The organism is Streptomyces sp. ISL-100, assembly GCF_018614615.1.
Taxonomy (GTDB): domain Bacteria; phylum Actinomycetota; class Actinomycetes; order Streptomycetales; family Streptomycetaceae; genus Streptomyces.
Map to the genome: position 1 here is coordinate 1 of NZ_JAGGOK010000015.1, position 24,114 is coordinate 24,114.

At 69.8% G+C, this 24,114-nt stretch carries 24 protein-coding genes and 1 pseudogene; 11 read left to right on the forward strand and 14 right to left on the reverse strand.

What is annotated here, in order from left to right:
* Positions 1-171: 171 nt before the first annotated feature.
* Positions 172-534: a helix-turn-helix transcriptional regulator gene (locus J7E89_RS08190; RefSeq protein ID WP_214970293.1), complete on the reverse strand. Its 363-nt coding sequence runs from the start codon at positions 532-534 to the stop codon at positions 172-174.
* 78 nt (positions 535-612) lie between these two features.
* Here J7E89_RS08190 and J7E89_RS08195 point away from each other — a divergent pair, with 78 nt between their 5' ends.
* On the forward strand, positions 613-1,605 hold the full coding sequence (locus J7E89_RS08195) for an endonuclease/exonuclease/phosphatase family protein (protein ID WP_251060271.1): 993 nt from the start codon (positions 613-615) through the stop codon (positions 1,603-1,605).
* Between the two features lie 184 nt (positions 1,606-1,789).
* Here J7E89_RS08195 and J7E89_RS08200 read toward each other — a convergent pair whose 3' ends face one another.
* Entirely contained in the window at positions 1,790-2,200 is a 411-nt protein-coding gene (locus tag J7E89_RS08200) for an ATP-binding protein (RefSeq protein ID WP_214970296.1), read from the reverse strand.
* Positions 2,201-2,544: 344 nt separating this feature from the next.
* Between J7E89_RS08200 and J7E89_RS40640 the strand changes: the two are divergent.
* A pseudogene (locus J7E89_RS40640) lies at positions 2,545-2,955 on the forward strand (hypothetical protein); the annotation flags it as partial.
* A 16-nt stretch (positions 2,956-2,971) separates the two neighbouring features.
* On the opposite strand, the gene J7E89_RS08210 reads toward J7E89_RS40640, so the two are convergent.
* From J7E89_RS08210 to J7E89_RS08220, 3 genes are all read right to left on the reverse strand, one after another.
* Complete coding sequence (locus J7E89_RS08210) at positions 2,972-4,945, reverse strand: esterase-like activity of phytase family protein (protein WP_214970298.1); 1,974 nt, start codon at positions 4,943-4,945, stop codon at positions 2,972-2,974.
* The gene (locus J7E89_RS08215) at positions 4,942-5,430 is read right to left on the reverse strand and encodes a hypothetical protein (protein ID WP_214970301.1); all 489 of its coding nucleotides are present in this window, start codon (positions 5,428-5,430) and stop codon (positions 4,942-4,944) included. The genes J7E89_RS08210 and J7E89_RS08215 overlap by 4 nt, the downstream gene beginning before the upstream one ends.
* Before the next feature lie 158 nt (positions 5,431-5,588).
* The gene (locus tag J7E89_RS08220; protein WP_214970305.1) at positions 5,589-6,701 is read right to left on the reverse strand and encodes a serine/threonine-protein kinase; all 1,113 of its coding nucleotides are present in this window, start codon (positions 6,699-6,701) and stop codon (positions 5,589-5,591) included.
* Between the two features lie 157 nt (positions 6,702-6,858).
* Between J7E89_RS08220 and J7E89_RS08225 the strand changes: the two genes are divergently transcribed.
* Both J7E89_RS08225 and J7E89_RS08230 read left to right on the forward strand, forming a co-directional pair.
* Positions 6,859-7,443, forward strand: a complete 585-nt coding sequence (locus tag J7E89_RS08225; RefSeq protein ID WP_251060272.1) for a hypothetical protein — start codon at positions 6,859-6,861, stop codon at positions 7,441-7,443.
* Positions 7,443-7,889, forward strand: coding sequence for a hypothetical protein (locus J7E89_RS08230; RefSeq protein WP_214970309.1), 447 nt, complete (start codon positions 7,443-7,445; stop codon positions 7,887-7,889). Before J7E89_RS08225 ends, J7E89_RS08230 begins: the two co-directional genes overlap by 1 nt.
* Before the next feature lie 13 nt (positions 7,890-7,902).
* Here the strand turns inward: J7E89_RS08230 and J7E89_RS08235 are convergent, their stop codons facing one another.
* Positions 7,903-8,469 (reverse strand): hypothetical protein, encoded by a 567-nt coding sequence (locus J7E89_RS08235; RefSeq protein WP_214970312.1) that lies wholly within the window; start codon positions 8,467-8,469, stop codon positions 7,903-7,905.
* 260 nt (positions 8,470-8,729) lie between these two features.
* On the opposite strand from J7E89_RS08235, the gene J7E89_RS08240 reads away from it, so the two are divergent.
* The 3 genes from J7E89_RS08240 to J7E89_RS08250 all read left to right on the forward strand — a co-directional run bounded on the left by J7E89_RS08240 (position 8,730) and on the right by J7E89_RS08250 (position 11,949).
* The gene (locus tag J7E89_RS08240; RefSeq protein WP_214970315.1) at positions 8,730-9,329 is read left to right on the forward strand and encodes an RNA polymerase sigma factor; all 600 of its coding nucleotides are present in this window, start codon (positions 8,730-8,732) and stop codon (positions 9,327-9,329) included.
* Positions 9,317-10,327 (forward strand): CU044_5270 family protein, encoded by a 1,011-nt coding sequence (locus J7E89_RS08245; protein WP_214970318.1) that lies wholly within the window; start codon positions 9,317-9,319, stop codon positions 10,325-10,327. The genes J7E89_RS08240 and J7E89_RS08245 overlap by 13 nt, the downstream gene beginning before the upstream one ends.
* Positions 10,328-10,440: 113 nt before the next feature.
* Positions 10,441-11,949 carry an alpha/beta hydrolase gene (locus tag J7E89_RS08250; protein ID WP_214970321.1) on the forward strand — a complete coding sequence of 503 codons (1,509 nt, stop codon included), beginning with the start codon at positions 10,441-10,443 and terminating at the stop codon, positions 11,947-11,949.
* 4 nt (positions 11,950-11,953) lie between these two features.
* Here J7E89_RS08250 and J7E89_RS08255 read toward each other — a convergent pair whose 3' ends face one another.
* Positions 11,954-12,697 (reverse strand): PP2C family serine/threonine-protein phosphatase, encoded by a 744-nt coding sequence (locus J7E89_RS08255; RefSeq protein WP_214970324.1) that lies wholly within the window; start codon positions 12,695-12,697, stop codon positions 11,954-11,956.
* Positions 12,698-12,938: 241 nt separating this feature from the next.
* On the opposite strand from J7E89_RS08255, the gene J7E89_RS08260 reads away from it, so the two are divergent.
* The 3 genes from J7E89_RS08260 to J7E89_RS08270 all read left to right on the forward strand — a co-directional run bounded on the left by J7E89_RS08260 (position 12,939) and on the right by J7E89_RS08270 (position 16,659).
* Positions 12,939-14,366 carry a family 2B encapsulin nanocompartment shell protein gene (locus tag J7E89_RS08260; RefSeq protein ID WP_214970327.1) on the forward strand — a complete coding sequence of 476 codons (1,428 nt, stop codon included), beginning with the start codon at positions 12,939-12,941 and terminating at the stop codon, positions 14,364-14,366.
* A 5-nt stretch (positions 14,367-14,371) separates the two neighbouring features.
* Positions 14,372-15,721, forward strand: coding sequence for a family 2 encapsulin nanocompartment cargo protein terpene cyclase (locus J7E89_RS08265; RefSeq protein ID WP_214970329.1), 1,350 nt, complete (start codon positions 14,372-14,374; stop codon positions 15,719-15,721).
* Between the two features lie 68 nt (positions 15,722-15,789).
* Complete coding sequence (locus J7E89_RS08270; protein ID WP_251060273.1) at positions 15,790-16,659, forward strand: geranyl diphosphate 2-C-methyltransferase; 870 nt, start codon at positions 15,790-15,792, stop codon at positions 16,657-16,659.
* Positions 16,660-16,735: 76 nt separating this feature from the next.
* Here J7E89_RS08270 and J7E89_RS08275 read toward each other — a convergent pair whose 3' ends face one another.
* Both J7E89_RS08275 and J7E89_RS08280 read right to left on the reverse strand, forming a co-directional pair.
* Positions 16,736-17,503 (reverse strand): DUF72 domain-containing protein, encoded by a 768-nt coding sequence (locus tag J7E89_RS08275; RefSeq protein WP_214970332.1) that lies wholly within the window; start codon positions 17,501-17,503, stop codon positions 16,736-16,738.
* 31 nt (positions 17,504-17,534) lie between these two features.
* A complete protein-coding gene (locus tag J7E89_RS08280; RefSeq protein WP_308315386.1) occupies positions 17,535-19,559 on the reverse strand; it encodes a PA14 domain-containing protein in 2,025 nt (674 codons plus the stop codon).
* Positions 19,560-19,850: 291 nt separating this feature from the next.
* Between J7E89_RS08280 and J7E89_RS41765 the strand changes: the two genes are divergently transcribed.
* Positions 19,851-20,681, forward strand: coding sequence for a transglycosylase family protein (locus J7E89_RS41765; protein ID WP_214970335.1), 831 nt, complete (start codon positions 19,851-19,853; stop codon positions 20,679-20,681).
* Between the two features lie 188 nt (positions 20,682-20,869).
* Here J7E89_RS41765 and J7E89_RS08290 read toward each other — a convergent pair whose 3' ends face one another.
* The 5 genes from J7E89_RS08290 to J7E89_RS08310 form a co-directional block, all read right to left on the reverse strand.
* Positions 20,870-21,166 carry an antibiotic biosynthesis monooxygenase gene (locus J7E89_RS08290; RefSeq protein WP_214970350.1) on the reverse strand — a complete coding sequence of 99 codons (297 nt, stop codon included), beginning with the start codon at positions 21,164-21,166 and terminating at the stop codon, positions 20,870-20,872.
* A 132-nt stretch (positions 21,167-21,298) separates the two neighbouring features.
* The gene (locus tag J7E89_RS08295; RefSeq protein ID WP_251060274.1) at positions 21,299-21,643 is read right to left on the reverse strand and encodes a hypothetical protein; all 345 of its coding nucleotides are present in this window, start codon (positions 21,641-21,643) and stop codon (positions 21,299-21,301) included.
* A gap of 97 nt (positions 21,644-21,740) precedes the next feature.
* Complete coding sequence (locus tag J7E89_RS08300) at positions 21,741-22,322, reverse strand: type II toxin-antitoxin system HicB family antitoxin (RefSeq protein ID WP_214970353.1); 582 nt, start codon at positions 22,320-22,322, stop codon at positions 21,741-21,743.
* A gap of 40 nt (positions 22,323-22,362) precedes the next feature.
* Positions 22,363-22,923, reverse strand: a complete 561-nt coding sequence (locus J7E89_RS08305; RefSeq protein ID WP_214970356.1) for a hypothetical protein — start codon at positions 22,921-22,923, stop codon at positions 22,363-22,365.
* Positions 22,924-23,577: 654 nt separating this feature from the next.
* Positions 23,578-24,096, reverse strand: a complete 519-nt coding sequence (locus J7E89_RS08310; protein WP_214970359.1) for a hypothetical protein — start codon at positions 24,094-24,096, stop codon at positions 23,578-23,580.
* Positions 24,097-24,114 lie beyond the last annotated feature (18 nt).

Consider the following 24,114-nt stretch of genomic DNA (forward strand, 5'->3'; position numbering starts at 1 on the left):
CGCGCCGTGGCGTCTCCTCGGGCGCCGAACGTTCGGGTAGTGCGTTGTTTCTTCGGGCGCGTTGCGTTCGACGCCCTGCGGGGAGCGCCCCGGCACGTCCCCTCCTGGCACCGTTGTTCGCGAGGCGGGGCCGGGCGGAACCTGCAAGGCGCGGCGAGAACCGTCCCGGACTCAGGCGGGGTACTGGCCCAGCATCTTGGCCATCGAGGCCAGTACGGCGGGCGCGACGCGGTAGTACACCCACGTGCCCCGGCGCTCCGACGTCAGCAGGCCGGCCTCCTTCAGCTTCTTCAGGTGGTGGCTGACCGTGGGCTGCGAGACGCCGACGTCGGAGATGTCGCAGACGCACGCCTCGCCGCCCTCGTGCGACGCCACCGCCGAGAACAGCCGTAGCCGCACCGGGTCGCCCAGCGCCTTGAACATGGCTGCCGTACGGACCGCGTCCTCCGCCGAGAGCGGGCGCTCATTCAGCGGCGCGCAGCACGGCTCGACGGTGTTCTGCTCCAGCAGTGGCAACACGTTTGCGTTCGACATGTGTCTATGTTGACACATGTCGAATCAGGGCTGCCGGCTCCAGCGCCGGACCGGTTGCGGTGCCGTTACGGTCGGGCCATGAGCAAAGTGGACAGCAGTGCGGTGGCGGTGGCGGTGACGCGTATCGTCCCGGAAGGCCGGTGGGGGTGGAGGCGGGGGAGGGTTCTTGCCTCGCTTGCTGTGGCCGTCGCCGGGCTGCTTGTTTTCCATTCGGCCGTGCCGGACATGGCCGGCCGGCCGGGCAGTCTGCTGGAGACGTTCCTGCCCTGGCTCGGTCTGACGGTCCCCGTCTTGTTGGTTCTGGCGATGGTGCGGCGCTCGGCCGTCGCGCTGTTGGCCTTGCTGTTGCCCGTCGCCGCTTGGGTGAGTGGCTTCGGCGGGCTCTTGCTGCCGGCCGAGGACTCGGCGTACGACCTCACCGTGGTTCAGCACAATGTGAGTGACGAGAACGCTGATCCGGCGGGTACGGCACGGGCCCTGATGAAGGCCTCTCCTGGCCTCATCGCTCTCGAAGAGCTGACGGCCGGTGCGGTGGCTGTCTACTCCGCGACGCTCGCCCCGGAGTATCCCCACCACCGGGTGGTGGGCACGGTCGGGCTCTGGTCGAAGTACCCGCTGGACGGGGCGCGGCCGGTGGACATAAGGCCGGACGGGATCGTGGGGGCGTGGAAACGTGGTCTGCGGGCCGAGGTCCGGGTGCCGGGAGAGAAGGCGGCGGTCGCGGTGTACGTCACCCACTTGCCCTCCGTGCGGTTGGGGGTGGGGGCTGGGTTCAGTTCGGGGTGGCGGGACGAAAGCGCCGTCCTGCTGGGGTCCGCCATCGCGGCTGAGCCGCTGGACCGGGTGATTCTGCTCGGTGACCTCAACAGCACGGTGGACGACCGTGGACTGGACCCGGTCGGCGCGCACATGAACACCGCGGGCCCCGGCTTCGCCTTCAGCTGGCCCGCCTCCTTCCCCGTGGCCCGGATCGACCAGGTCATGACCCGGAAGGCAACCGTCACCGAGGTGTGGTCGCTGCCCGCCACGGGGAGCGACCACCTGCCGATCGCTGCCCGCATCGGGTGGTGATCACCGCCGCCTCTGCCCGGCCCCGGTGACGCCCCATCACGTCTGTTCTGGGCAGGTCATCGCGCGGGGGGCTCCGGGTCGGTGGAACAGATGAGATGCGGGGCAATAATGGTCGTCCGCAATTAGCCATGCTGGACAGCGAGTTATTGGCCGCTGTCCGCCTTCGCCGCCTTTGCCGCGGCGGTCAGCGGCTGACGGCCGCGCAGATGGCCTTGCCGCCCTCGGAGGACGGGCTGACCGTGACGAAGCGGGACAGGAAATGGACCAGGGTCAGGCCGTAACCGCCCTCGTAGCCGGTGATGTCCGGGTGGCGTGGGCGGGGGCGGGACGGGCTGGGGTCCTGCACGGTGATCTCCACCGTGTTCCGGCCCGCGACCAGCCGCAGCTTTGTGATGCCTCCTGCGTGCCTCAGCGCGTTCGTAACCAGCTCGGAGACCACCAGGACCACGTTCTCGGTGGTTTCCGGGGTGGGCGCCGGGGCCAGGCCGCAGAGGAACTCGCGAGCCGTGTCGCGCGCCTCGGCCGCCGTGTCCGGACGTGTCGTCCGTTCGGCGAGCCCGCGCCTTCGGCCGCAGGTTGTCTGCGTGCGGTTCATGTCGTTCACCCCCGATGAAATAGGAAGCCCTGCTCCGGTGACCCTGGGGCTTCTGCCCTGCTTTACCCAGAGCTAACTTCATGCCTTGCCTGCCGCTCGGTCGCGGCACACACCTGTGTGTCCCTCCGGTGAAACATTTGTGCGGTCATCGCGGTCACCGAGGGCCCGGAGTGCTCCGGCCCCCATCTGACCGCTCCGGGGGGAAACCGTGTACGGCCGCGAGAACCGCGTCGTACACCTCACTGCTGCTCGCGGTGTCGATCCTCGTCTCGCTGCTGCTGCCGACCGGCGCAGCCTGGGCGACGTCCGCCCGAACCGCCGCAGCGGCGGCCGACGACTGCGCTGCGATCTCGGGGGCAACCGGGGCCGCCTATACGGTTCCGGCTTCGCTGCTGGGCAAGAAGCTCACGGTTACGGTCACCGCCCGCCGCACGGGCCACCCGAGCGGCACCGCCACCGCCGCCGTCATTGTCGCCAGGGGCAGTGCCCCCAAGGTCACCACGGCACCGGCGATCTCGGGCACGGCCAAGGTGGGACGTACGCTCAAGGCCGCCCACGGCACCTGGACGCCCGCCCCGACGTCGTACGGCTACCAGTGGTACGCGAACGGCACGGCGATCACGGGCGCGACCACGTCCTCGCTGGTCCTCAAGTCCGCCCAGGCCGGCAAGAAGATCACTGTGAAGGTCACCGCCCGCCGCACCGGGCACACCACCGGCACCGCCCTCAGCAAGCCGACCTCGGCGGTCGCCCGCGGAGGCCGGCGGGGGCTCAGGAGCCGTAGGTGTCGACGTCCACGGCCAGGGAGTAGAGGCGGGTCAGCTGCGTCTTGCTGTCGTTGTCGTCCGAGATGAGGTACAGCGGGCGGCGGCCCCGGTACTCACCCTTCGTCAGCTCGGGGCCCAGGGCCATCCCCTCCACGTTGGTCAGGAGGGGCTGGTGCTTGTTCTTCGGCTCGAAGCTGTTCTTCGCGCCGGCCTGGGGGCAGTCGGCGAGGTTGAAGAGGAGTTCCTTCTCCGCCAGGACGTCCGTCGGCTCCGTGCCGAGGTCGGCGGCGTCCGTGACGTCCTGGCCGGACAGTGTGGTGCGGTAGACCTGCACGGTGTTGCCGTGCAGAGGGTGGTACGACCGGTCGAGGGTGAGCAGCTCGCCATTGCCCAGGGCGACGATCTCCGCGAGCTCGCCGCCGTCGGTGATGGGGTAGGCCAGTTGCTTGTCGAGCTTCCAGCCGCCCTTCGCGGTGGACCGGTAGTGCAGCAGCCGCAGTACGTCGCTGCCCTGGTTGCTCCGGTCGGAGGACAGGGCGGTCTGCAGGCCCGAGTAGAGGTGTTTGCCGTCCGGTGTCATGGCCAGGGATTCCAGGAGCTCTGATCCCTTGGCCGCGCTGCCGGGGCCGGGTCTGAACCGGTCCGGTACCTCCAGGTCTTCCCGGAGCAGGCCGGTCCTGCGGTCGAAGCGGCCGATGGACGGGGCGGATTCGGAGGCGACCAGCACGCTGTCCCCCTGGATCACGAGTCCCTCACCGTCGAACTCCTCGTCGGCGTAGCCCGAGCCGTCGGCCGCCTTCAGCTGGATCACGCCGGTGGGTTTGACGTCCAGCTTTTCGGGGGTGCCCAGTGTGATCCGGTAGAGCCTGGCGTTCTTGTCGTCGACCGCCAGGGCCTCGGTGGGGCCGACCATGGTCAGGCCCGAGAGGCCGACCACGCGGTTGCCCGCGTAACCCTCGTCGTCCAGCAGGTCGGAAAAGTCCAGGAGGGCGGCGTCCGGCGAACAGGCGCCAGTGGTGGGCGCCGCCGCGTTCGCCGGGGAGGGGGTGGGGGGCTGGTGTGATGTGGTGGGTGACGGGCCGGGCGTACCGTTGGGTGTTTGTTTGTCCCAGGGGGCGGCGATGACGACGCCGGTCGCTACGGCGGCCGCGGCGGTGACAGCGGCGAGGGATACGGCGATGCGGCTGCGCCTGTCGCGCAACCGCCACCACTGGGTCTGTGGTCCCGTCCGCGTCTCCGCCGGGACCGTGGCAGACCTGGCGCGGTTGCGTACGAACGGAACTTCGCCGATCACCCCGCTGGAGGCCTTGCGGGGCTTCGGGCTGACGCGCTCGTGGAGCTTCTCGAAGATCGTGTCGAGATTCAGCAGTTCGCCGCTTTCCGGCAGCCCCTTGTCCAGCAGCTCCACCAGCGCACCGGTGAACTCGGTGTAGGTCTTGCCCCGGCGGGCGAGAGCGACCGCGTCGTCGGCGCAGGCGGCGAGGCGGTAGGCGCCGGTGATCTTCGTCATCGGCAGGATGTCCATCCCGGCCGACAGTGACTCCATCATCAGGCCGCTGTGGCAGCAGTCCAGAATCACGATCTTGCGCTGGGCCTTGGAGTTCTTGATCTCGTCGCGGACTTCGTTCCAGCCGACACTGGAATAACGGCGTTGAGCCTCCGTCAGGGCGACGCTCAGCCGCAGCGTCGCCACTTCCGGGTCCACCACACCGTGACCCGCGTAATAGACCAGCAGGGTGTCCTCGGCGTCGGCGGCTGCCGTGCTGACCGCTCTGAGGAGTTCGTAGGGGTGCTGGGGGTTCGGGATGACGTTGCACCGGTCGGCCGGCAGGCCCAGCACGGCCGGGTCCGTCAGCAGCTGCCACAGCTTGAGGGCGCCGGTTTTCGTCGCCGGAAGGGGATCCAGGTGTACGTAATCGCTTACGCCGATGAGCACCGCGGCAGAGCGCTGCGGGTCGGGCAGCCTGTCAGCCGTCACCGGCCGGTACCTCCGCCGCCGCCCGGTTCCACCCGTGCCGGCGCCGGTGCCTGTGCCGGTGTCTGTGCGTCTGCCGCGCCGTCTTCGGGCGGCGTCAGCGCGGCCAGTGCCCGCTGCACCGCCTCCTGGGTGACGCCCTCGGCCGCCGGCACCAGAACGGTGCGGTCGGCCGTCGTGACGAGCAGGTCGCCGTTGGCCATGAAGGTGACGGACTGGACCTCACCCTGAATGGTCACCGCTGCCAGCGGCCGGCACGCCCGCCGCCAGGCCGCCACGGCCACTACGAGGTTGGCCAGGCTGAAGGAGGAATCCAGTGCCAGCTGGAGGGCGTCGAACGCGTAACCCATGCTGCCGGGCGGAGCCGCGGCCGGTACGGGGGTTATCCGGGTGACCGTACGCAGCTCGTCGTGCTGACGGAACCAGGCCAGCAGCGAACGCTGGTCCCGGCCCTGCTCGTCGTGCGGGAGAGTGACGCTCACGATCATGGAATGCTCCGGCCGTAGTGGAGGTACGGGGCGTCGGGGCGTGCGGGTCCCGACGCCTCACTCGCCCCCCCACGCGGCACGACACTAGAGCAACGCGGTTGTCGTCCTGTGCGGTTCCGCAACCATCCCCACACATGGCTGAATCTGCGCTGATTACCTCATTCGGGTGACTCGGCGGTCGTGCCTGGGCCGGGTTCCGGGGTTTCGGCGGAGCTGGGTTCGGGGGACAGCCAGGCCATGCCGATGAGTACCGCCGCCAGGAAGGCGATCGCACCGGCGATCGCGCTCGCCACGCGAGGGCGGCGGCGTACGAACACCCGGGTGCTCGGCCGCTGGATCGGCGGCGCCGCCCGGCGCCGGGACGCCGGGCGCGTGGTGCCCGTGGGCGGCAGCGAGTACGTCGTCGTGGCCTGCGGCGGAGGGCCGCCGGCCGCCGGCGGCGGGGGGAGCGGCCGGGAGTGGCCCCGCCAGGAGTCCTGGCGGAACCAGTCGGCGACCTGCTCGGCCGTGGGCCGGTCCTCGGGCTGCTTGGCGAGCAGCCCCAGCAGGTACGCCTCGAAGGGGGCGGGAACGTCGACGCCGAGGTTCCGCGGCGGTACGGGCGCTGCGTCCACATGCTGGTACAGCGTGCCGGTGGCGGTGTCGGCCTGGAACGGCGGGCGGCCTGCGAGCAGTTGGTAGAGCACGCAGCCGAGGGAGTACATGTCGGAGGCCGGGCCCGCCGGTCTGCCCAGCGCGCGCTCCGGGGCCAGGTAGAGGCTGGTGCCCACGATCTGGCCGGCGGTGGTGAGCGCGGTGGCGGGGTCGTCGACGAACTGGGCGATGCCGAAGTCCGCGATCTTGACCGTGCCGTCGTGACTCGTCATCAGGTTGCCGGGCTTGATGTCCCGGTGCACGACGCCCTGGCGGTGGGCCGCGGCCAGGCCGGCGGCGGCCTGGGCGGCGATGCCGGCGACCCGCTCGGCGCGCAATGCCCCTTCGGACACGAGGGTCTGAGCCAGGCTCGTACCCTCGACGAGTTCCATGACGAGGTAGAAGCGGTCTTCCCAGGCCCCGAAGTCGAACACCGCCACCAGGTGAGGGTGGCTCAGCCGGGCGGCGGTCTGGGCCTCCAGGCGGAACCGGGCAGCTGCTGATGCGTCAGCTCCGTTGCCGAGCAGCAGTTTGACGGCGACTGGCCGACCCAGCACCTCGTCCGTGGCCCGCCAGACCTCGCCCATCCCGCCCCGCCCGATGGGTGTGTCCAGCCGGTATCTGTCCGCCACCAGCACTTGCGCACCAACCCCGATTCACTCTGACAATCTCAAGGCTGCTGAACCTACTTCACCCAGTTGTCGCCCCTTCCGGTGAGGGCGGCAGTTGCGTACGCCGCCTCGTCCCTGCGCGAGCCTTCGGGGGTACGGCGGGCTTCGCGGCGAGAATCCCGCTATGAACGTATTTGATCTTGGGTTGCCGCCGGCTGTGCGGCGGGCTTTTCACCGTTCCGGCGCTCTGCTGCTGACCGTACTCATGGTGCTCACCGGCCTCTCGCTTTCGGCCGGGGCCGCCTGGGCCGACGCCGCGAGCGGTTCGGCGTACAGGACGGCCGTCGTCGGGACACCGGCCCCCTCCGTCGAGCCGTGCACCAGCACCGATCCTGTCGTCTGCCGGATCCGCGAGATGAGCCCCGCCGAGCGTGCCGAGGCTCGGGACGTCCGGATCCGCTATCACCAACTGCTCGACCAGATGGAGCAGACGGCCGCCGAAATGCGCGCCTACGGCAGCGGCGACGAGGAGATCGGGCGGCGGATGGTCGACATGCGTAACGAGGCCAAGGACATCACGCGGGCCGGCATGTCCGAGGAGGCGGTAGCGGCGCTGGAGGCGCGCAATATGGAGAAGTACGGCAACGCGCTGGGGCCGACGGCGGATCAGCAGTACGCCAGGTATGGCAGTTGGGCCAAGGTCATCGACGCCGCGACCCGCAGCAATGCCGCCATCGACCGGGAACTCGGGCTGGAGCCGCGCCACTGATGCATGTCATAGCTCTGCAGGACTACGACCACCACGGCCGGGTGTGGGCACTGGATCCCCTGACGGGGGCTTCGGCGCCGGCAGTCGGCCGTTGCCATGGGTTCGTCCGGCCGGCCGGGGGTGAGGGCGGGCAGGCCGCTGCCCTGTACGCCGACGCCGGGAAGCTGTGGCTGCAGTACGGGGACCAGCGCTGGGACTGCGAGACGGTTGTTGTGCGCCATGCCCGGCGGCCGGACGGGGCGCACGTGTTCACCGTCCTCGGCGGCGAGGGCACGGAGCTGGAGGTGCGCTGCCCGGCGCCGGACCCCGGGCCGTTCGATCCGACGTACGACTGGATTGACACAGTCGCCGACGATTTCTTCCTCTGGGTGGCCGGTCAGCTCGCGGAGAGGGAAGGACGCGGGGTTCTTCTTGAGCACTTCCTGAACGGCTTCGATCCCGTGTGAGGGCGGCCGGGGTTCAGGTGAACAGGAACGTGGTGGTGGTGGCCGCGCCGAGGGCCGCTCCCGCCACGGTCTGCGCGACGGTGTGGTACCGCAGTGCGACGCGGGACCAGCAGACGGCGGCGGTCATGGCGTAGGCGAGCAGCCACCAGCGGGAGTGCACGACGGTGAGCAGCGCCACGACGGCGGATGCGACCGCCGAGTCCACCGAGATCTTCCAGGCGGTGTTCACGGTGAGGAGAAGGACGGTCATGACCCAGAGGCCGAGCATCGCGAAGAGTATGCCGGTGGGGGCGTGGCTGAGTCGCATGACCAGCGAGCCGGCGCCGACGGAGCCGAGGATCACGAAGAAGATCGGGGCCCGCTTGGTGCGGTCGACGACGTGCCGGTCGCCCCACGTTCCGCGCTTGCGCTCCCATTTGATGTAGCCGACGGGAATGAGACCGGCGCACAGCGCGCCGAGCAGGCCCCACAGCAGCCCGGTCCAGTCGCCGGCGGCAGCCAGCCCGATGCCGAGCATGCCTGCCGGCAGGACGTTGCGGGGCTGGAGTATGTCGGTGACGGTACGGGCTGTCGTGGTCATGCGGGGGTTCACGCGCTTCTCTCCGTTGGGCCGTTGTCGTCGGGTGACGTCATCGAACCGTAAGCACGTACTACGGCTGGTACGAGATCCGCGTGCTGCGCGGGCCGAGGAAGTGCTCGGCTCGTCCGGAACAATGCCGATCTGCGGAACGATCGATTACCCAGGCTCACCACCAGTGCTGTGTGTTGTCCCGTGAACCTTTCCGGCGCCACCGGGCAACAAGGGGTGACACGCTCACCCGCCGTCCCCTAGGAGCCGACGTGACCGGACCACCGGCCACCACCGACGACGCCGAAGTCGTCGCCCAGTCGCTGGAGCAGCCGGAGATTTTCGCCGGCCTCTACGACCGCTATGCGGCCGACATCCACCGTTACGCCGCCCGCCGCCTCGGGGAGGGCGCGGCGGACGACATCACGGCGGAGACGTTCCTCATCGCGTTCCGCAGCCGCCGCCGGTACGACACCGCACGCAGCAATGCCCGGCCCTGGCTGTACGGCATCGCCGCCAACCTCATCGGCAAGCAGCGGCGCGGCGAGGAACGGGCGCTGCGCGCCATTGCCCGTACCGGCGAGGACCCGGTCGCCGCCTCCTGGAGCGAGCGTTGCGACGAACGGATCGCCGCGCAGGCGCCGCTGGCCGGCGCGCTCGCCGGCCTCTCATCCGGCGACCGGCACGTTCTGCTGCTCGTCGCCTGGGCCGACCTCGGCTACCAGGAGGTCGCCGAAGCCCTGCACATCCCGCTGGGCACCGTACGTTCCCGGCTCAACCGTGCCCGCCGCAAGGTCCGCGAGGCGCTCAGCGCCGACCCCGCTTTCGTCAAGTCCGACGTCATGGAGCTGAACCCGTCATGGACGAAATGACCCAGCTGCGCGCGATGCGCGCCGACGCCCCCACCCTCGACCGCGCCGCACTCGCCCCGGGCCGTCAGCGGCTTACCGAGGCTCTCGCGGGGGGCCGCCGGGTCCGCCGTCTGCGCGCCGACTGGCGCATCGCCTCCGTGGGCGCGGCGGCGGCGATCACCGCTGCGGCCGTGCTGGGCACCCAGCTTGTCGGCGCGTCGGCTCCGGCTCCCGCCGGGCCCGCGGCGGCGGGCGTACTGAGCCTCGGCAGCCCGGCCGAGGTACTGAACCGGGCCGCTGATCACCTGGAGCGGCAGCCGGTCGGTCCGGAGCCGCGCGCCGGCCAGTGGATCTACACGCGGACGGTGCTCGGCAAACAGGCCGAGGGGAAGGATTTTGGTGGATTTGCCACGGGCGAGGTCACGTACGAACCGGACTCCTGGCTGCCGTACGACAATCCCGCGGCCGAGGACGGGAAGGATGACGACGAATACTCGGCCCGCGAGATCTACCGGGCCGCTGCCGCCCTGCCCGACGATCCGGCGCGGCTGCTGGAGAAGGTGCGCGAGTTCTACCCGACGGGCACCGGAAAGAACGGGCCTCCCGAGGACGAGGCCCGGCACAGTTTCCGGGCGCTGGGTGCGGTGATCGAGTCCTACCCGCTGCCGCCGGACGCGCTGGCCCGGCTGTACCGGGCGATGGCCACCGTTCCCGGCGTACAGGTGACGGACCATCTGGTACGGGACGCCGCCGGGCGCGAGGCCATTGCGATCAGCCGCGACGAAGGCGGCGAGTCGCACATGCGCCGGGAGTACCTCATCGACCCGCGCGGATACGGCTACATGGGCATGCGTGACGTGGCCGCCGAGGACTACACGTACACCCTCCAATTGCCCGAAGGAACCAAGATGGGCGACGGGAAGAAGGGCCCGAGCCAGAAGTACAAGGCCGGGGACATCCTCTACAGCGTGGCCCGGACGAAGGCCGCGGTGGTCGAGGCGAAGGGGCTGAAGTCTTGATGGCCTGATGGTCCTGAGGCCTGATCGGGGGTGGCCCTTGCGGGGGCTGCCCCCACCAGCGGTGTCATGCCTGCCGCATGGGCAGGAGTGATCCGTTCAACAACCCTTGTCACATGACGACTTACTCCCGAAGAGCCACCAGGACACTTCTCCTCGCACTCTCCGCCGCAGCCGTCGCGTCCACGCTGAGCGCCGCGCCGGCCGCCACCGCCGCAACCGGATTACCCGCTCTCTCGTGGCAGCCCTGTGCCCAGGACGGCGGACCCGTCGACCAGGAGTGCGCCAAGCTGCCCGTGCCGCTCGACTACCGCGACCCGGACGGCCCGCAGCTCACCCTCGCCGTGTCCCGCCTGCGCAGTGACCGGCCCGAGGCGCGGCGCGGGACGCTGCTGATGATCGCCGGAGGGCCGGGCGGTTCGGGTGTGCGGCGGCTGGCGCAGAAGGGGGCGGCGCTGCGGAAGGAGATGGCGGGCGCGTACGACATCGTCAGCTTCGACCCGCGTGGCGTGGGCAAGAGCACCACCGCGAGCTGCGGGCTCGACGAGGGCGACCGCCACCTGGTGACCCTCCGCTCCTGGCCCGGCCAGGACGGCGCGATCGCCGACAACCTCGCCCGGGCCCGGCGTGTCGCCGAAGCCTGCCACCGCAACGGCGGCGCCGAGCTGCGCAGCTTCACCACCGCCAACGAGGTACGCGACATCGAGCGATTCCGGCGGGCGCTGGGCGAGGAGAAGCTCTCGGCCTGGGGCTCTTCGTACGGGGCGTATGTGGGCGCGGTGTACGCGCAGAAGTACCCGCGCCACACCGACCGCTGGGTGCTGGACAGCAGCGGGGACCCCGACCCGGCTCGCGTGGCCCGTGGCTGGCTGGCGAACATGTCGGCGGGCGCGGAGAGCCGCTTCCCCGACTTCGCGGCCTGGGCTTCGGATGCTGCGCGCGATGAGAAGGGGCTGCGGCTGGCGCAGCGGCCGCAGGACGTACGCCCGCTGTTCCTCGCGCTGACGGCGAAGCTGGACCGGGAGCCGAGGCAGTCGGACACGCCGGATGTCCCGCTGACCGGCAACCGCCTGCGTCAGGCCCTGCAGAACGCCCTGTACGGCGACAACGCCTTCCCCCAGGTGGCCCGGCTCATCAAGCAGGCTCAGGACCCGCACTCGACGCCCGTTCTGACGCCCGACGTCGCAGGGGCCCTGTCGGACCAGGACGCGGCGGTCACGATGGCGGTCATATGCAACGACGTCCGCTGGCCGGCTCCGGCGGCGTCCTCGTACGAGCGTGCGGTGGCCGCCGACCGCGCCCGGTACCCGCTCACGGCCGGCATGCCGGTGAACGTCACGCCCTGCGCCTTCTGGAAGAACGCGCCCGTGGAGAAGCCCACCCGGATTACCGACCGCGGCCCGTCCAACATCCTGATGGTCCAGAGCCTCCGAGACCCCGCCACCCCGTACTTCGGCGCCCTGAAGATGCGCAAGGCACTCGGCGACCGCGCCCGCCTCGTCACGGTCGAGCACGGCGGCCACGGCGTCTACCTGGGCAACGGCAACGCCTGCGGCGACCGCGAGGTCACCACATTCCTCACGACAGGCGGGCGCCCGGCGCGCGACATCTACTGCGCGGACTGAACGCTCACTCTTCGCCGATGCGGACCATCGCGAGCGTGATGTTGTCCGGGCCTCCGGCCTCGATGGCCGCCTTCCACAGCTCGAAGGCGGCCCTGCCGCCGTCGTGCTCCCGCAGGACGCTGTCGATCTCTTCGTCCGGGCACGGGTCGGTCAGCCCGTCGGTGCACACCAGGTAGCGATCGCCCGTGGACAGTGGGTGGGTCGCCACATGGGGTGTGATGGCGCTGAACACGGGGCTGCCGCCGAGCGTCTGTGTGACCGCTGACGTGGTGCGATGTCCGGGCGCCGGCAGCGGGCTGTCGTCCACGCTCACCTGCCGCAGTCCGTCACGGCCGGCGGCGAACACCTTGCTGTCGCCGACGTTGAACGACAGCAGCGAATCCGCTGTGACCACGGTGCCCGCGACCGTGGTCCCCATGGTGATCAGTTCCGGATCGCCGTCAGCGGCCGAATAGACCGACTGATTGCAGATGTCCAGAGCGTCACGGACAGACTGTTCGTCGTCCAACGAAGGGCCGAGCGAGGCCAGTTGGCGTACGGCCAGTGAACTGGCCACCTCGCCGGCCGGCTGACCGCCCAGCCCGTCGGCCACGGCCACGACGAGCGGTGTGCCGAGGGGGAACACCAGCGTCTGGGGATTCTCGGTCACGGTGTCGCACAGGGTCCACGGTCCGACGACGAGGCTGTCCTCGTTGTGATCGCGGATCAGTCCGGCATGGCTCAAGGCAGTCACTGTTATGTACGCCACCGCGATGTCCCGCCTCTCCGTAACGGAAGGCCTGTCCCTCACTTCCATTGTCACGCCGGCGGCGGAGGGCGTCGGCTCGGAGGGGGCGCGGAGGCGCGTAAGGGGGCGCACGGAGCTGATGGCGTGCTTCCGCCCGCCTGCGCGGCCAGTCACAGAAAGTGACGCAACTCGGCCATTCTCCTACCGAGAGTAATCACGCCTGGCAGTTCCGCCGGGCAGAGGTCACGAGGAAAGGCAGCCGATGTCGGTCGAGACGAGTGCGCCCACCATGGCGAACGCGATGGAAGAGCAGCAGAAGCAGCAGAGCCTGAGTACGGCGGCCGCGAGGAACCTCGCGACGACGACCAAGTCCGAGCCCCAGATGCAGGGAATCAGCTCGCGCTGGCTGTCCCGCATGCTGCCGTGGGTGAATGTCGCGGGCGCCACCTACCGGGTGAACCGCCGACTCTCGTACGCGGTCGGCGACGGGCGCGTCACCTTCATCAAGACCGGTTCGAAGGTCCAGGTCATCCCGGCCGAGCTGGGCGAGCTGCCGCTGCTCCAGGGCCTCCGGGACGACGACGCGCTGGGGGCGCTGGCGGAGAAGTTCGTACAGAAGGAGTACGAGCCCGGCCAGCTCATCGTGCAGGAGGGCCGCAAGGCCGATCACGTCTACCTGATCGCGCACGGCAAGGTCCAGAAGGTCGGCCAGGGACCGTACGGGAACGAGTCGGTCCTGGGCCTGCTGGCCGACGGGGACACCTTCGGCGGCAAGGTGCTGTCCGGGAAGGCCCTCAAGTGGGAGTTCACGGTCCGCGCGGCGACCGCCACCACGGTGCTGGCGCTGCCGCTCACGGCGTACAAGGGGGTGGCCGACCGGTACGAGAAGCTGAAGATGCACGTGCAGGAGGTCAGCTCCAACGGGCACCGGCCGATGAACCGCCACGGTGAGGCCGACATCGCGCTGGGGTCCGGGCACGTCGGCGAGGCGATGCTGCCGGGCGCCTTCGCGGACTACGAACTGAAGCCGCGTGAGTACGAGCTGAGCGTGGCGCAGACCGTACTGCGGGTCCACAGCCGGGTCGCCGACCTCTACAACGAGCCGATGAACCAGACCGAGCAGCAGCTGCGGCTGACCATCGAGGCGCTGCGCGAGCGCCAGGAGTACGAACTCGTCAACAACAAGGAGTTCGGGCTGCTCAACAACGCCGACTACGACCAGCGGATCTCGACCCACTCGGGCCCGCCCACCCCGGACGACCTCGACGAGCTGCTGAGCATGCGGCGCGGCACCAAGTACATGTTCGCCCACCCGCGCGCGATCGCCGCCTTCGGCCGGGAGTGCAACAAGCGCGGCATCTACTTCACCCCGGTGGAGGTGAACGGTCACCACCTGCCCGCCTGGCGGGGTGTGCCGCTGCTGCCGTGCGGCAAGATCCCGGTCACCAGCTCGAACTGCTCGTCCATCATCGCCATGCGTACGGGGGAGAGCGACCAGGGTGTGATCGGCCTGACCCAGACCGGGATCCCGGACGAGTACGAGCCGGGGCTGAACGTGCGGTTCATGGGCATCGACGACAAGGCGATCATCTCTTACCTGGTCAGCACCTACTACTCCGCCGCGGTGCTCGTACCGGACGCGCTGGGCATCCTCGAAAACGTCGAGGTCTCCCGTACGAACGGGAGCTGACGGCGGTGTCGTTGTTCTCCCGGGCCGCCGCACCCGCGGCAGGCCAGGAAATGGCGGGGCTGGTGGCGGCCCTGCTGTCGGACCCGAGACGCCCCGGGCGGAGGGACGTCCTCGCGCCGCCGAAGCTGTCCACCACTCCCATGCTCAGCCCGATGGGGTTGAGGCCGGCGCGCAGTCCCGCTCCGGCGGCGGGGCCGGGATCGGCGTCCGCGTCGGCGTCCGTGGCGGCGTCGGCGTCGGCATCGGCTGTACGGCGCCTGCTCGCCGGCCCCGCGGGTCTGGGCACGTCGGCGGTGCGCTTCCCGGCGCCCGCCGCCGGCTCTGCTCCCGCCTTCGGGCCCGCCTCCGCCTATGCCCCCGCCTCTTCCCCTCACACGGGGGAGTCACCGGGGCAGGGCCGTGCGGCGGCCCCCGCGCGGCCCGCGCTCTACTGCCCGCCTGCCGTCCGTGACGATCCCGCCCTCGGCGAGGTGGTCAACGAGCGGCTGGTCGCGTGGGCCGAGGAGGTCGGGATCTACCCCGGCCAGCTCGACAAGGTCCGCTCGGCCAACTTCGGACGCCTCATGATGCTCGGCCATCCCGAGACGGACGACCCCGACCGGCTGCTGGCAGCGGCCAAGTGCGGACTGTCCGAGTGGGCCGTCGACGACCACATCGTCGACGGCGAGGTCGAGGAGGCCCGCCATGACCTGATCGGCCAGCGCCTGGCCATTTGCCATTCGGTGATCGACCAGGCCCAACTCCCTTTGCGCTACGCGCCGCAGCTGGAGCAGGTCGTGCAGCAGGACCCGGTCGCGAAGGCGCTGCGCTCCGCCCTGAACAACCTCCTCCAGTACGCCACGACGACCCAGGTCCGCCGGCTCCGCCACGAGCTGGCCATCATGTTCGTCGCGTACAACCAGGAGGCGAACTGGCACACGACCGGCCAGACCCCGCCGGTCTGGGAGTACCTGATGCACCGGCACGAGAACAGCTTCATCCCGTGCATGGTGCTGGTCGACGCCATCGCGGGCTATGAGGTCCCGATGGCGGAGTTCTCGGATCCCCGGGTGCGGCGGACGTTCAACCTGGCCGGTACGGCGACCGTACTCATGAACGACCTGTACTCGATGGGCAAGGAAGATCCGACGGACTTCAGCCTGCCCATGCTGATCGCGGCCGAGGAGCAGTGCTCGCTGCGGGAAGCGGTCGATCTGAGCGTCGAGATCCACGACGAGCTGATGCACACCTTCGAGGCCGAGGCCGCCGCCCTCGCCCTCGTCGGCTCGCCCGAGCTGCGCCGCTTCCTCGCCGGAACGTGGGCCTGGGTCGGCGGCAACCGCGAATGGCACGCGGGCAGCGCCCGCTACGCGTAAGCCGCCCGACCTCATCCCCCTCCCCCCCCCGTAACTCTTCCCCCTCTCAGTACGCAAGGAGACCCCACATGCCCACCACCCAGACGGAGATGGCAGCCGCTGACCGCGTGCTGCGCACCGAGTACCAGAAGTCCGTCGCGCGGTACTGGAACGCCGAGAAGGACCCCGTCAACATCCGCCTCGGCGAGGTCGACGGCCTCTACCACCACCACTACGGCATCGGCGACTACGACCCCTCCGTCCTGGAAGGCCCCGAGGCCACGCGGGACCAGCGCATCATCGAGGAGCTGCACCGCCTGGAGACCGCACAGGCGGAAGTCCTTCTCGACCACCTGGGCGACATCGGCCCCGGCGACCGCCTGCTGGACGCGGGTTCCGGCCGGGGCGGTACCAGCTTCATGGCCAACCAGCGCTTCGGCTGTCAGGTCGACGGCGTGAGCATCTCCGAGCAGCAGGTCAGCTTCGCGAACTCCCAGGCGGAGGAGCGGGGTGTGTCCGACCGGGTGAAGTTCCGCTTCCGGAACATGCTCGACACCGGCCTGGAAACCGGCTCGCGCCGCGGCATCTGGACCAACGAGACGACCATGTACGTCGACCTGTCCGAGCTCTTCGGCGAGTTCGCGCGCCTCCTGGAGTACGGCGGCCGGTACGTCTGCATCACCGGGTGCTACAACGACGTCACCGGCGGCAGGTCCAAGGCCGTCAGCCGTATCGACGAGCACTACACCTGCAACATCCACCCGCGCAGCGAGTACTTCCGGGCGATGGCCGCCAACAGCCTGGTCCCCATCAACGTCGTCGACCTCACCGCCCAGACCATCCCGTACTGGGAGCTGCGCGAGAAGTGCTCGGTGGCCACGGGCATCGAGGACCCGTTCCTGACGGCGTACAAGGAAGGCAGCTTCCACTACCTGCTGATCGCCGCAGACCGGGTCTGAGAACCCCGGCGGCAGTACGAAAGCCCCGGGCCGACGGCCCGGGGCTTTCGTGCGTACGGGGGAATCGCCGCCGCGCTCAAGGCGGCGGGGGCGTGCGGCTCACGGTCCGGCCCAGCGCGGCCGCCGCCCGCCCGAACAGCGCCGCGTCCACCACGGCCGCGCCGCCCGCGTCGTTGTTGAAGTACGCGAATACATCGGCCTCGTCCGGCCAGGCGTCCGCGATGCGCCGGGCCCAGGACGCCAGCGCCTGACGGCCGTAGCGCGGCGCCGGCCCGGCGCTGCCGCCGTGAAACCGTACGTACCCCCAGGACGCCGTACGCCACAGTGGCGTCACCGGGCGCGAACCACGGTCCGCCCAGCACAGTGCGCTCCCGTGCCGTTCCAGCAGCGCCCTCAGCTCCCGCTCCGCCTCCCACCACGAGGGATGGCGGAGCTCGACGGCCACCCGTACCGAGCCGGGAAAGCAGCTCAGGCAGGCGTCCAGAGCCCCGGTGTCCTGCCGGAAGTTCGGCGGCAGTTGCAGCAGTACGGGACCCATGCGGTCGCCGAGGCCGTCGGTACGGTCCATCAGCCGGCTCACCGGTTCCTCGGGCTCGTGCAGCCGCTTCAGGTGGGTCAGGTAGCGGCTGGCCTTGACCGCCATGACGAAGCCGTCCGGTGTCCGCTCCCGCCAGGAGGCGAAGATCTCCCTGCTGGGCAGCCGGTAGAAGGCGTTGTTGTTCTCGACTGTGGCGAAGTGGCGGGCGTACTCCTCCAGCCAGAGCCGCTGCGGCTGCTTGGGCGGATAGAAGACGCCGCGCCAGTCCTTGTACTGCCACCCTGAGGTTCCGACGAGCATGGGCATGGTCCGATCCATGCCCATGCCTTCACGGGCGTTACTGCACGGGCGGCAGAATCACCCAGTCCGCGTCGGGGGCCGACTCCGTACCGTCGGCGTACACGGCGGTCACCCGGTAGAAGTGGGTGGTGCCGGTCGGGGCCGCGGAGTCCGTGTAGGACTGCTCGGTGACGGGCTCGGCGGTCAGCTTCTCGTACGCCTGCGTGGCCGGGTTCCAGCGGTGGACCAGGTAGCCGGTCGCGTCGCCGTCGCCGTCCCAGATGAGCTCCACCGAGCCGGGGGCGTCTCCCGGGTACGCGGTGAGCGAGAGGGGGGAACCGTCGGGGGTCTCGACCGACGGCGTCATGTCCTTCTCGGTGACGACCACGACATTTGCGTTACGGGTCCACTTGAAGCTGGAGTTGCCGGAGGTGTCCACGGCGTCGATGAAGAAGCACTTCTCCTCGCCGTCGGGAAGCCGCTCGTGGGTGTAGGCCGTGTCACCCGGACCGAAGTACTCGATCGCGGAGGCCGAGCAGACCCGCTCCTCGCCGTCACTGAGCAGCTCGCCGCTGTACACCTCGTACCGCGCCAGGTCCGGCTCGGTGTTGCTGTCCCAGTCCAGGACGATGCCGTACTCCGTCGCCTCGGCGGTCAGCCCGGTGACGGCGGCGGGCGGCGTCTGGTCCGCCTCGAGCGTGGTGACGGTCACCGTCGGGGAGGGGAGGGATTTGACCAAGCGGTCGTCGTGCCCCTTGATCACGTAGTGGTACTTGGCGCCGCTGCCCGCCCAGGAGTCGGTGCAGGTGTACTGGACCCGGCCGTCGGTGAGCCTCTTCGAGGTGGTGCCGCACCTCACCGGCTCGGCGGAGGTGTCCACGGGGAGCGTCGAGGAACGGTAGACGTGGAAGCCGTAGTAGTCGCCGTCCGTGTCCGGGTTGATCTTCCACTGCAGGACGGCCTCGCTGATCCCCGGCGTCGCGGTGACGTCGTGCGGCGCCGCGACGGGGCGGCGGGCCTCGGCGGCGGGGTTGTACTCGGCGGTGCACGCCGACGCCCGGCCGGCGCCGTCCACGGCCGCCACGCGGTACATCCACGTCTCGGAGCGCGCGACCGTGGTGTCGGTGAAGCTCGTGGCCGTGGTCGTACGGACCAGGTCGTCGCCGTAGGGGTTGTCGCGCAGCACGTTGTAGCGGACCGCCCCGGGGACGGGCTTCCAGGTCAGCGCGATGCCGGCGTCCAGGCCCCGCGCCGCGAGATCGGCCGGGGTGGTGACGGCGATGGTGGTCACCGGCTGGTCGGCGCTGCCGGTGGAGGTGTTTCCGGCCTTGTCGTAGGCGCGGACCTCGTAGTAGTACGTACGGCCGGCCTCCGGCGGGAGGCCCGCGTAGGCGGTCGCGGTGGTCGTCTTGACGTGGGTGTAGGTGCTGGTGCCGGCGAGGCGGCGGTAGACGCGGTAGCCGGCCAGGTCCATCTCCTTGTTCGCCGGCCACGACACCTTCGCCTGAGCGGTGGCGTTGTCGAGGACGGCCTTGACGCCGGTCGGTGCGAGCGGCTTGACCTTGTCGACGGTGGCCGAAGTCCTGGGCGTATAGGCGAACTTGACGTTGGCGGAGCCGGTCCAGTTGACGAAGTCGACGCGCAGCGTGTGCTTGCCGGAGGGGATGGTGAGGTTGACCGTCTTCGTCTGGGTGGTGGAGACGTTCTTCCAGACGTCGACCTTGCGTACGCCGTCGACGTACACGCGTATGCCGTCACGGGTGGCGGCGGTGAGAGCAAAGGGACCGCCGGAACCGAAGTCCCTGGTCAGCGACCAGCGGACGCCGAAGTTGTCCGTCGGTACGCCGGTGGCGGGGGACCCGGTGCCCCAGTCCTGGTCGATCACCGAGTCGCAGTCCGTCTTTTTCGGCGTACCGGAGAACGTCGTATTCGCGAAGAACTGCCGCGTGAAGGAGGGGGACGTACAGCTCACGGCGGCGGACGCGGCCGTGGCGGACACGGTGGTGAGCAGGCCGCCGGCCGTCGCGGAGACAACGGACAGCGCGGCGGCGGCACGGAGCCGCCTGCGAGGGATGGGAGTCACGGGTGAACAGCCCTTTCAAGCCCGGATGACGCAGATGTCGCGGTGAGGGGGGAGGAGGTGCGAGCTGCGAGGTGAGCGGGCGGTTCAGGTGGGGCTGAGCTTCCGCCGAGCGCGGAGTCTATGCGACGTGATCAGGGGCGGCGTACGGGGCCTCCAAGCGAGTGAAAGCCCGGCACGTCGCGTTCGGCGTGCACGCCGAAAAGCGTACTGGCGGGTTATCTGTTGCAAGCCCACCGGCCGTGGCGGGTACTGCGTCACGGCGCTGCCGGAAGTCAGCGGAGGAGAACCCGGATGTCGTCTTCACCCCTTGCCAAGCGGTCAGTCGAAACGATGCTGTCTCTGCTTCTCGTCCTGCTGAGCGTCCTGGGCCTGGCCGGCCCGAGCACGGCGAGCGCCGCGACGCACTCGGTTACAACGATTGCGCCGACGCACTCGGTCTCGGCGCAGTCGGCTCCGCTGCGGTCGGTGCCGGCACAGCCCGACTGGGAGAGCATCGCCGCCTGCGAGAGCAACGGCCGCTGGAACATCAACACCGGCAACGGTTACTACGGCGGACTGCAGTTCGCCGCCTCCACCTGGCGGGCCTTCGGCGGTCATCATTACGCACCGCGCGCCGACCTGGCCTCACGGTCCGAACAGATCGCCGTCGCCGCGCGCGTCGCTCAGGAACAGGGCTTGAACGCCTGGCCCAACTGCGGTCGTCGCACCAGTCACAGTGCTACCAGCTCTGGAAACACCGGAGCCGGTGCCCCCGCCGCCCAGCCGCAGCGCCAGCCTCAGCCCAAGGCTCAGCCCAAGGCTCAGCCCAAGGCTCAGCCCAAGGCTCAGCCCCAGGCCCAGCCGCAGGCTCAGCCGCAGGCACAGCCCCAGCGTCAGGCCCAGCCGCAGCGCCAGTCGCAGTCCGAGGTCCAGCCGCCGGTGGCGGTACCCGCGCCGCGGACTTCCCACGAGGCCATCACCGCGCAGACCTACGTCGTGCAACCGGGCGACTGCCTCTCCGTCATCGCGGACCGCGCCGATGTCCGAGGCGGCACGCAGGCGCTGTACGAACTGAACAAGCACAAGCTCGACGAGGGCCCGGACCGCATCTACCCCGGCCAGCGTCTGCGACTGCACGCATGACGCGCCGATCGTGTTCAGGAGTGGGCATGGGTCGGACCCGGTCGGTCGAGCGCAGGCGGTGCGACGGAAACCGTCAGGCCGCCACCCGGATTCGGTTTCGTCACCAGGCGCGCGTCATGAGCGTCGGTGGTCGCGGTGAAGACGGACAGCCCGAGGTCGATTGCCGGCCGCTGGATGTCGGCAGCGTGCTACACGCTCGACAGCGAGAGCTCGCCGCCGCGGTAGAAGCCTTCCCGCTCCTCGACGACGTACGGAGCCATGGCCACTCGGCGTTGCTTCTCCGCGTCGGAGGCACGCCAGGAGTCACACGCCTGCCTGGAGTCCCAGAAGGACACGCCGGTGACCTCTTGCCCGTCCTCGGACCAGTACGCGAAGGCGCGGAGCATGCCGTGCGGATGCGAGCTCGGCCGCCATGCCCGCTCGAAATCCTCCAGGGCACCCGGCTTGATGCGGCGCGTCGTCACCCAGACGAAGTGCTCGTCCATCGTGGCCTCCTCCCGAGCGCCGGTCGGATTGAAGGCGCTCTCTCGGACCACGGTAGGTCCGTGGCGCGCCTGCCGCCTCCGCAGGGCGACCACCCCTTGACGAGGCGCTCGCCCTGCCGGTGGCGGGCGGGGTCAGAGGCGGCGTACCCGCGAGGCGATGCCGTGGCCGAGCAAAAGGTAAATCACGGCGGGCAGACCGTAATTGAGGAAAACCCGAAGACCCTCGGTCTCCATGGTGAAGATGTCCTGGGACCAGCCGGCCAGCCAGTCCGCGATTCCGTGCACAAATCCGACGAAGACATTTCCCTCGTTGGCGCCGAGGAGGTACAGCAGGATCCAAAGCCCCAGAAAGGCTGCGGCGATGTCCGCGATCGTGTGGATGACCAAGGCTGCCCGGTTTGCTCCGGCGCCGTCCCGGTTAGGGGCATAGGGGGTGTAGGTGTCGTTCACGGGCATGGGTTCATGGGAATTGCTCATGCTCTCCCTGCTTGCCTATTCCACGTATGCGAAACCGCTTCCAAACCTGCGATCGCATATCGATTTCTGGTGTCCTTTAAGCGTCATTCGCTATACGTCATACGTCGTCCTCGGCAATCGCCCAGCCCGGACGGCTGAATGAGGCCTGCCTGGGTGAGCCACTGGTGAGTGCCGGCCGCTGGCGCTGAGGCTGACGTCCTTTTGAGAGCTGCGACATATCGCCACGGATGCCCGAGCCTGGTGTGAGGTCCGGTGTGCTCGGCGTGGACGGTGGGCCAAGTTGCCACGGACGTGCGTCGGTGGAGGCGCGGGCCGGAGAGAGGTGGGACACGTCCTGGTGAGACAGGCCGAGCAGTCGGCAGGCATCACCCTGGCTTACGCGCAACTCCTCGACCAGCGTGCGAGCGGCATCGGCGATCGCCTGCTGTTCGGCGGCGTCGGCCGCGGCACGGTGCCTCTTTGCCTCCAGAACGCACTGCAGAAGCGAGGCGAATTCCGGAACCACCAGATCCACAGTGATCGTGTCCGGTGGAATGCCAATTGCTTGTGCGATGGCGTCGCGCGCCATGTCCTCGGCCTCATCCAGGGTGCGGCACTGCGTATGGATGTCGAGGTCCGGAACATCGACGGCCCACCACCGGCCAATTCTGTGTAGCCGGGCTACGTAGGCAGTGCTCACGGGTACTCGGCCTCCTTGTGTCGCGGCGGTGCCGGCGGTGTCAGCGGATGCACACACCGATGAGGCACACCTGCGTCGGCGAGGTCGGCTCGGCTGCCGTCGACCCCGGCAAAAGGCCCACAACCGTGCCTACGACGCCGGGGCTTTCGGCGGAAGCGGGCGGCGGCGTCTCCGGGGCCGGGGCTGCGGCGGGGGGTGGGGCCGAAGCTGAGGGTGGGGTGACGGAGTCGTCCACGCCCGTGCCCTCGCCCGGCCGGGTTGCCGGTACCGCCGTGGTGTGCGGCGTCGCGTTCGAGGTCGCGGGCGGCTGAGCCACGGCGGCGGTTTCCGGCTGCCGGTTCGTCGTCGCGGTGGAAGGCGTGGCGACGGCGGCGCTCTGCCGGCGGTCGGCTGTCACGGGCGGGCGGGTGCTGGGCTTCCGCGCCACCGGGGCGTCCGGCTGCTCCGAGGAAGAGCCGGCGGTCGCTGCCTGGGGCGTGGCCGACGCGGTCATCGGCTCCGGCGGCGGGCCGGCGTTCGTCTGGCTGCTGGTCGGCCTGGCGCTCGGCAGCACGGCCATCGTCAGGCCGCCGCTGACCAGGGCGAACGCTGTTGCGGCCACGGCCCGGCGCCGGTGCTTCTTCCAACGAGCCAGCTGGCGGCGCCGAGCCGCCCTGCCCTGCCCGGTGGTAGCGGCGCCGGTGGAGGAATCAGTGCCTGATGCATCAGCAGTCGCATCAGCAGTCGCATCAACCGTCGCACCGGCCGTCGCAGCGACAACCTCCTGCGTCGGCCATACGTCCCGCGTCGTCGCGGTAGCGGCGCCCGGGCCGTGTTGCCGGCGGGCGGGCGGGGCGATGTCCGGAGCGTAGGCGCCGCACCCTGGACACACGAACACCCCATTGAGGTCTCGGCGGCACGACGAGCAGTAGTCCATTGCGATCTTTCTGTGCTGGCTGCGCCGCCAGGGACGCCGGCGACCTGTTGACTTCGCACGCGGGATCGAGCGGCCGTAACGCTAATGGCACTCCCCGAAGGTGGTGCGCAGCCCTTGTGACGCTGCTGCGAAGATTTACGGGCGATGGCGTCTTGGACTCACGGATATGTCGTCGCATTCCGAGCGAAACGCGTGATTCCCTGTGCGGATACCGCGACCGGTACGCGCGCTCCGCATTCGCATTCATCGGCCGTTCGCCGAATGGAGAGATTCCGTACGCTCGCTCCCGCCGTGGGAGGCGGAGCGATCACCTTTCCGGCGTAGCGGTTGGGTCCTGGTTCAGACGAGGGCGGCGGCCGTGAGGGCGATGGCGGAGCCGGCGAAGACCACGGTGTGGCGGACGTTCTGGAGGATGCGGGTCCAGGAGGGGAAGGCGCCCTCGGCGGCCTTGAGGAAGGCGGGGACGTCGATGCTCTGGAGCATGGGGTCGCCCTTGCGGCGGAAGGCGCTCTGGACGGACTCCACGGCGCCGAGCTGGCTATGCAGGATGGCGATGTTCGTGAGGAGCGCGATCGAGGAGAAGATCCAGGTCAGGGTGGTACCCCAGCCGCTGCCGGCCAGGTTGAACGCGGCGGCGGTCAGCATGGCCGCGGCGAAGCTCCCGGGCGCCCACCACTCGTGACCGCCGGCGTCGAAGCGGAGCTTGTTCTCCTCCAGGACGCTTGGGCGGATGCCCTGCTGCTCCAGCTCGGCCACGGCCGCGGCCTTGGCGGCGTTTCCGAAGCGGTGCCGGATGAGCGGGATGCTCAGGAAGGCGGCGGCGACGAGGATCTGCGTGATCGCGGCAAGGGTGTTCATCGGGTTCTCCTCTACGGG

Coding starts and splice junctions, on each gene's coding strand:
- J7E89_RS08190 (WP_214970293.1), bottom strand. CDS start 534: ATGTCGAACGCAAACGTGTTGCCACTGCTGGAGCAGAACACCGTCGAG.
- J7E89_RS08195 (WP_251060271.1), top strand. CDS start 613: ATGAGCAAAGTGGACAGCAGTGCGGTGGCGGTGGCGGTGACGCGTATC.
- J7E89_RS08200 (WP_214970296.1), bottom strand. CDS start 2,200: ATGAACCGCACGCAGACAACCTGCGGCCGAAGGCGCGGGCTCGCCGAA.
- J7E89_RS08215 (WP_214970301.1), bottom strand. CDS start 5,430: ATGATCGTGAGCGTCACTCTCCCGCACGACGAGCAGGGCCGGGACCAG.
- J7E89_RS08225 (WP_251060272.1), top strand. CDS start 6,859: ATGAACGTATTTGATCTTGGGTTGCCGCCGGCTGTGCGGCGGGCTTTT.
- J7E89_RS08230 (WP_214970309.1), top strand. CDS start 7,443: ATGCATGTCATAGCTCTGCAGGACTACGACCACCACGGCCGGGTGTGG.
- J7E89_RS08235 (WP_214970312.1), bottom strand. CDS start 8,469: ATGACCACGACAGCCCGTACCGTCACCGACATACTCCAGCCCCGCAAC.
- J7E89_RS08245 (WP_214970318.1), top strand. CDS start 9,317: ATGGACGAAATGACCCAGCTGCGCGCGATGCGCGCCGACGCCCCCACC.
- J7E89_RS08250 (WP_214970321.1), top strand. CDS start 10,441: ATGACGACTTACTCCCGAAGAGCCACCAGGACACTTCTCCTCGCACTC.
- J7E89_RS08260 (WP_214970327.1), top strand. CDS start 12,939: ATGTCGGTCGAGACGAGTGCGCCCACCATGGCGAACGCGATGGAAGAG.
- J7E89_RS08270 (WP_251060273.1), top strand. CDS start 15,790: ATGCCCACCACCCAGACGGAGATGGCAGCCGCTGACCGCGTGCTGCGC.
- J7E89_RS08275 (WP_214970332.1), bottom strand. CDS start 17,503: ATGCCCATGCTCGTCGGAACCTCAGGGTGGCAGTACAAGGACTGGCGC.
- J7E89_RS41765 (WP_214970335.1), top strand. CDS start 19,851: ATGTCGTCTTCACCCCTTGCCAAGCGGTCAGTCGAAACGATGCTGTCT.
- J7E89_RS08290 (WP_214970350.1), bottom strand. CDS start 21,166: ATGGACGAGCACTTCGTCTGGGTGACGACGCGCCGCATCAAGCCGGGT.
- J7E89_RS08295 (WP_251060274.1), bottom strand. CDS start 21,643: ATGAGCAATTCCCATGAACCCATGCCCGTGAACGACACCTACACCCCC.
- J7E89_RS08310 (WP_214970359.1), bottom strand. CDS start 24,096: ATGAACACCCTTGCCGCGATCACGCAGATCCTCGTCGCCGCCGCCTTC.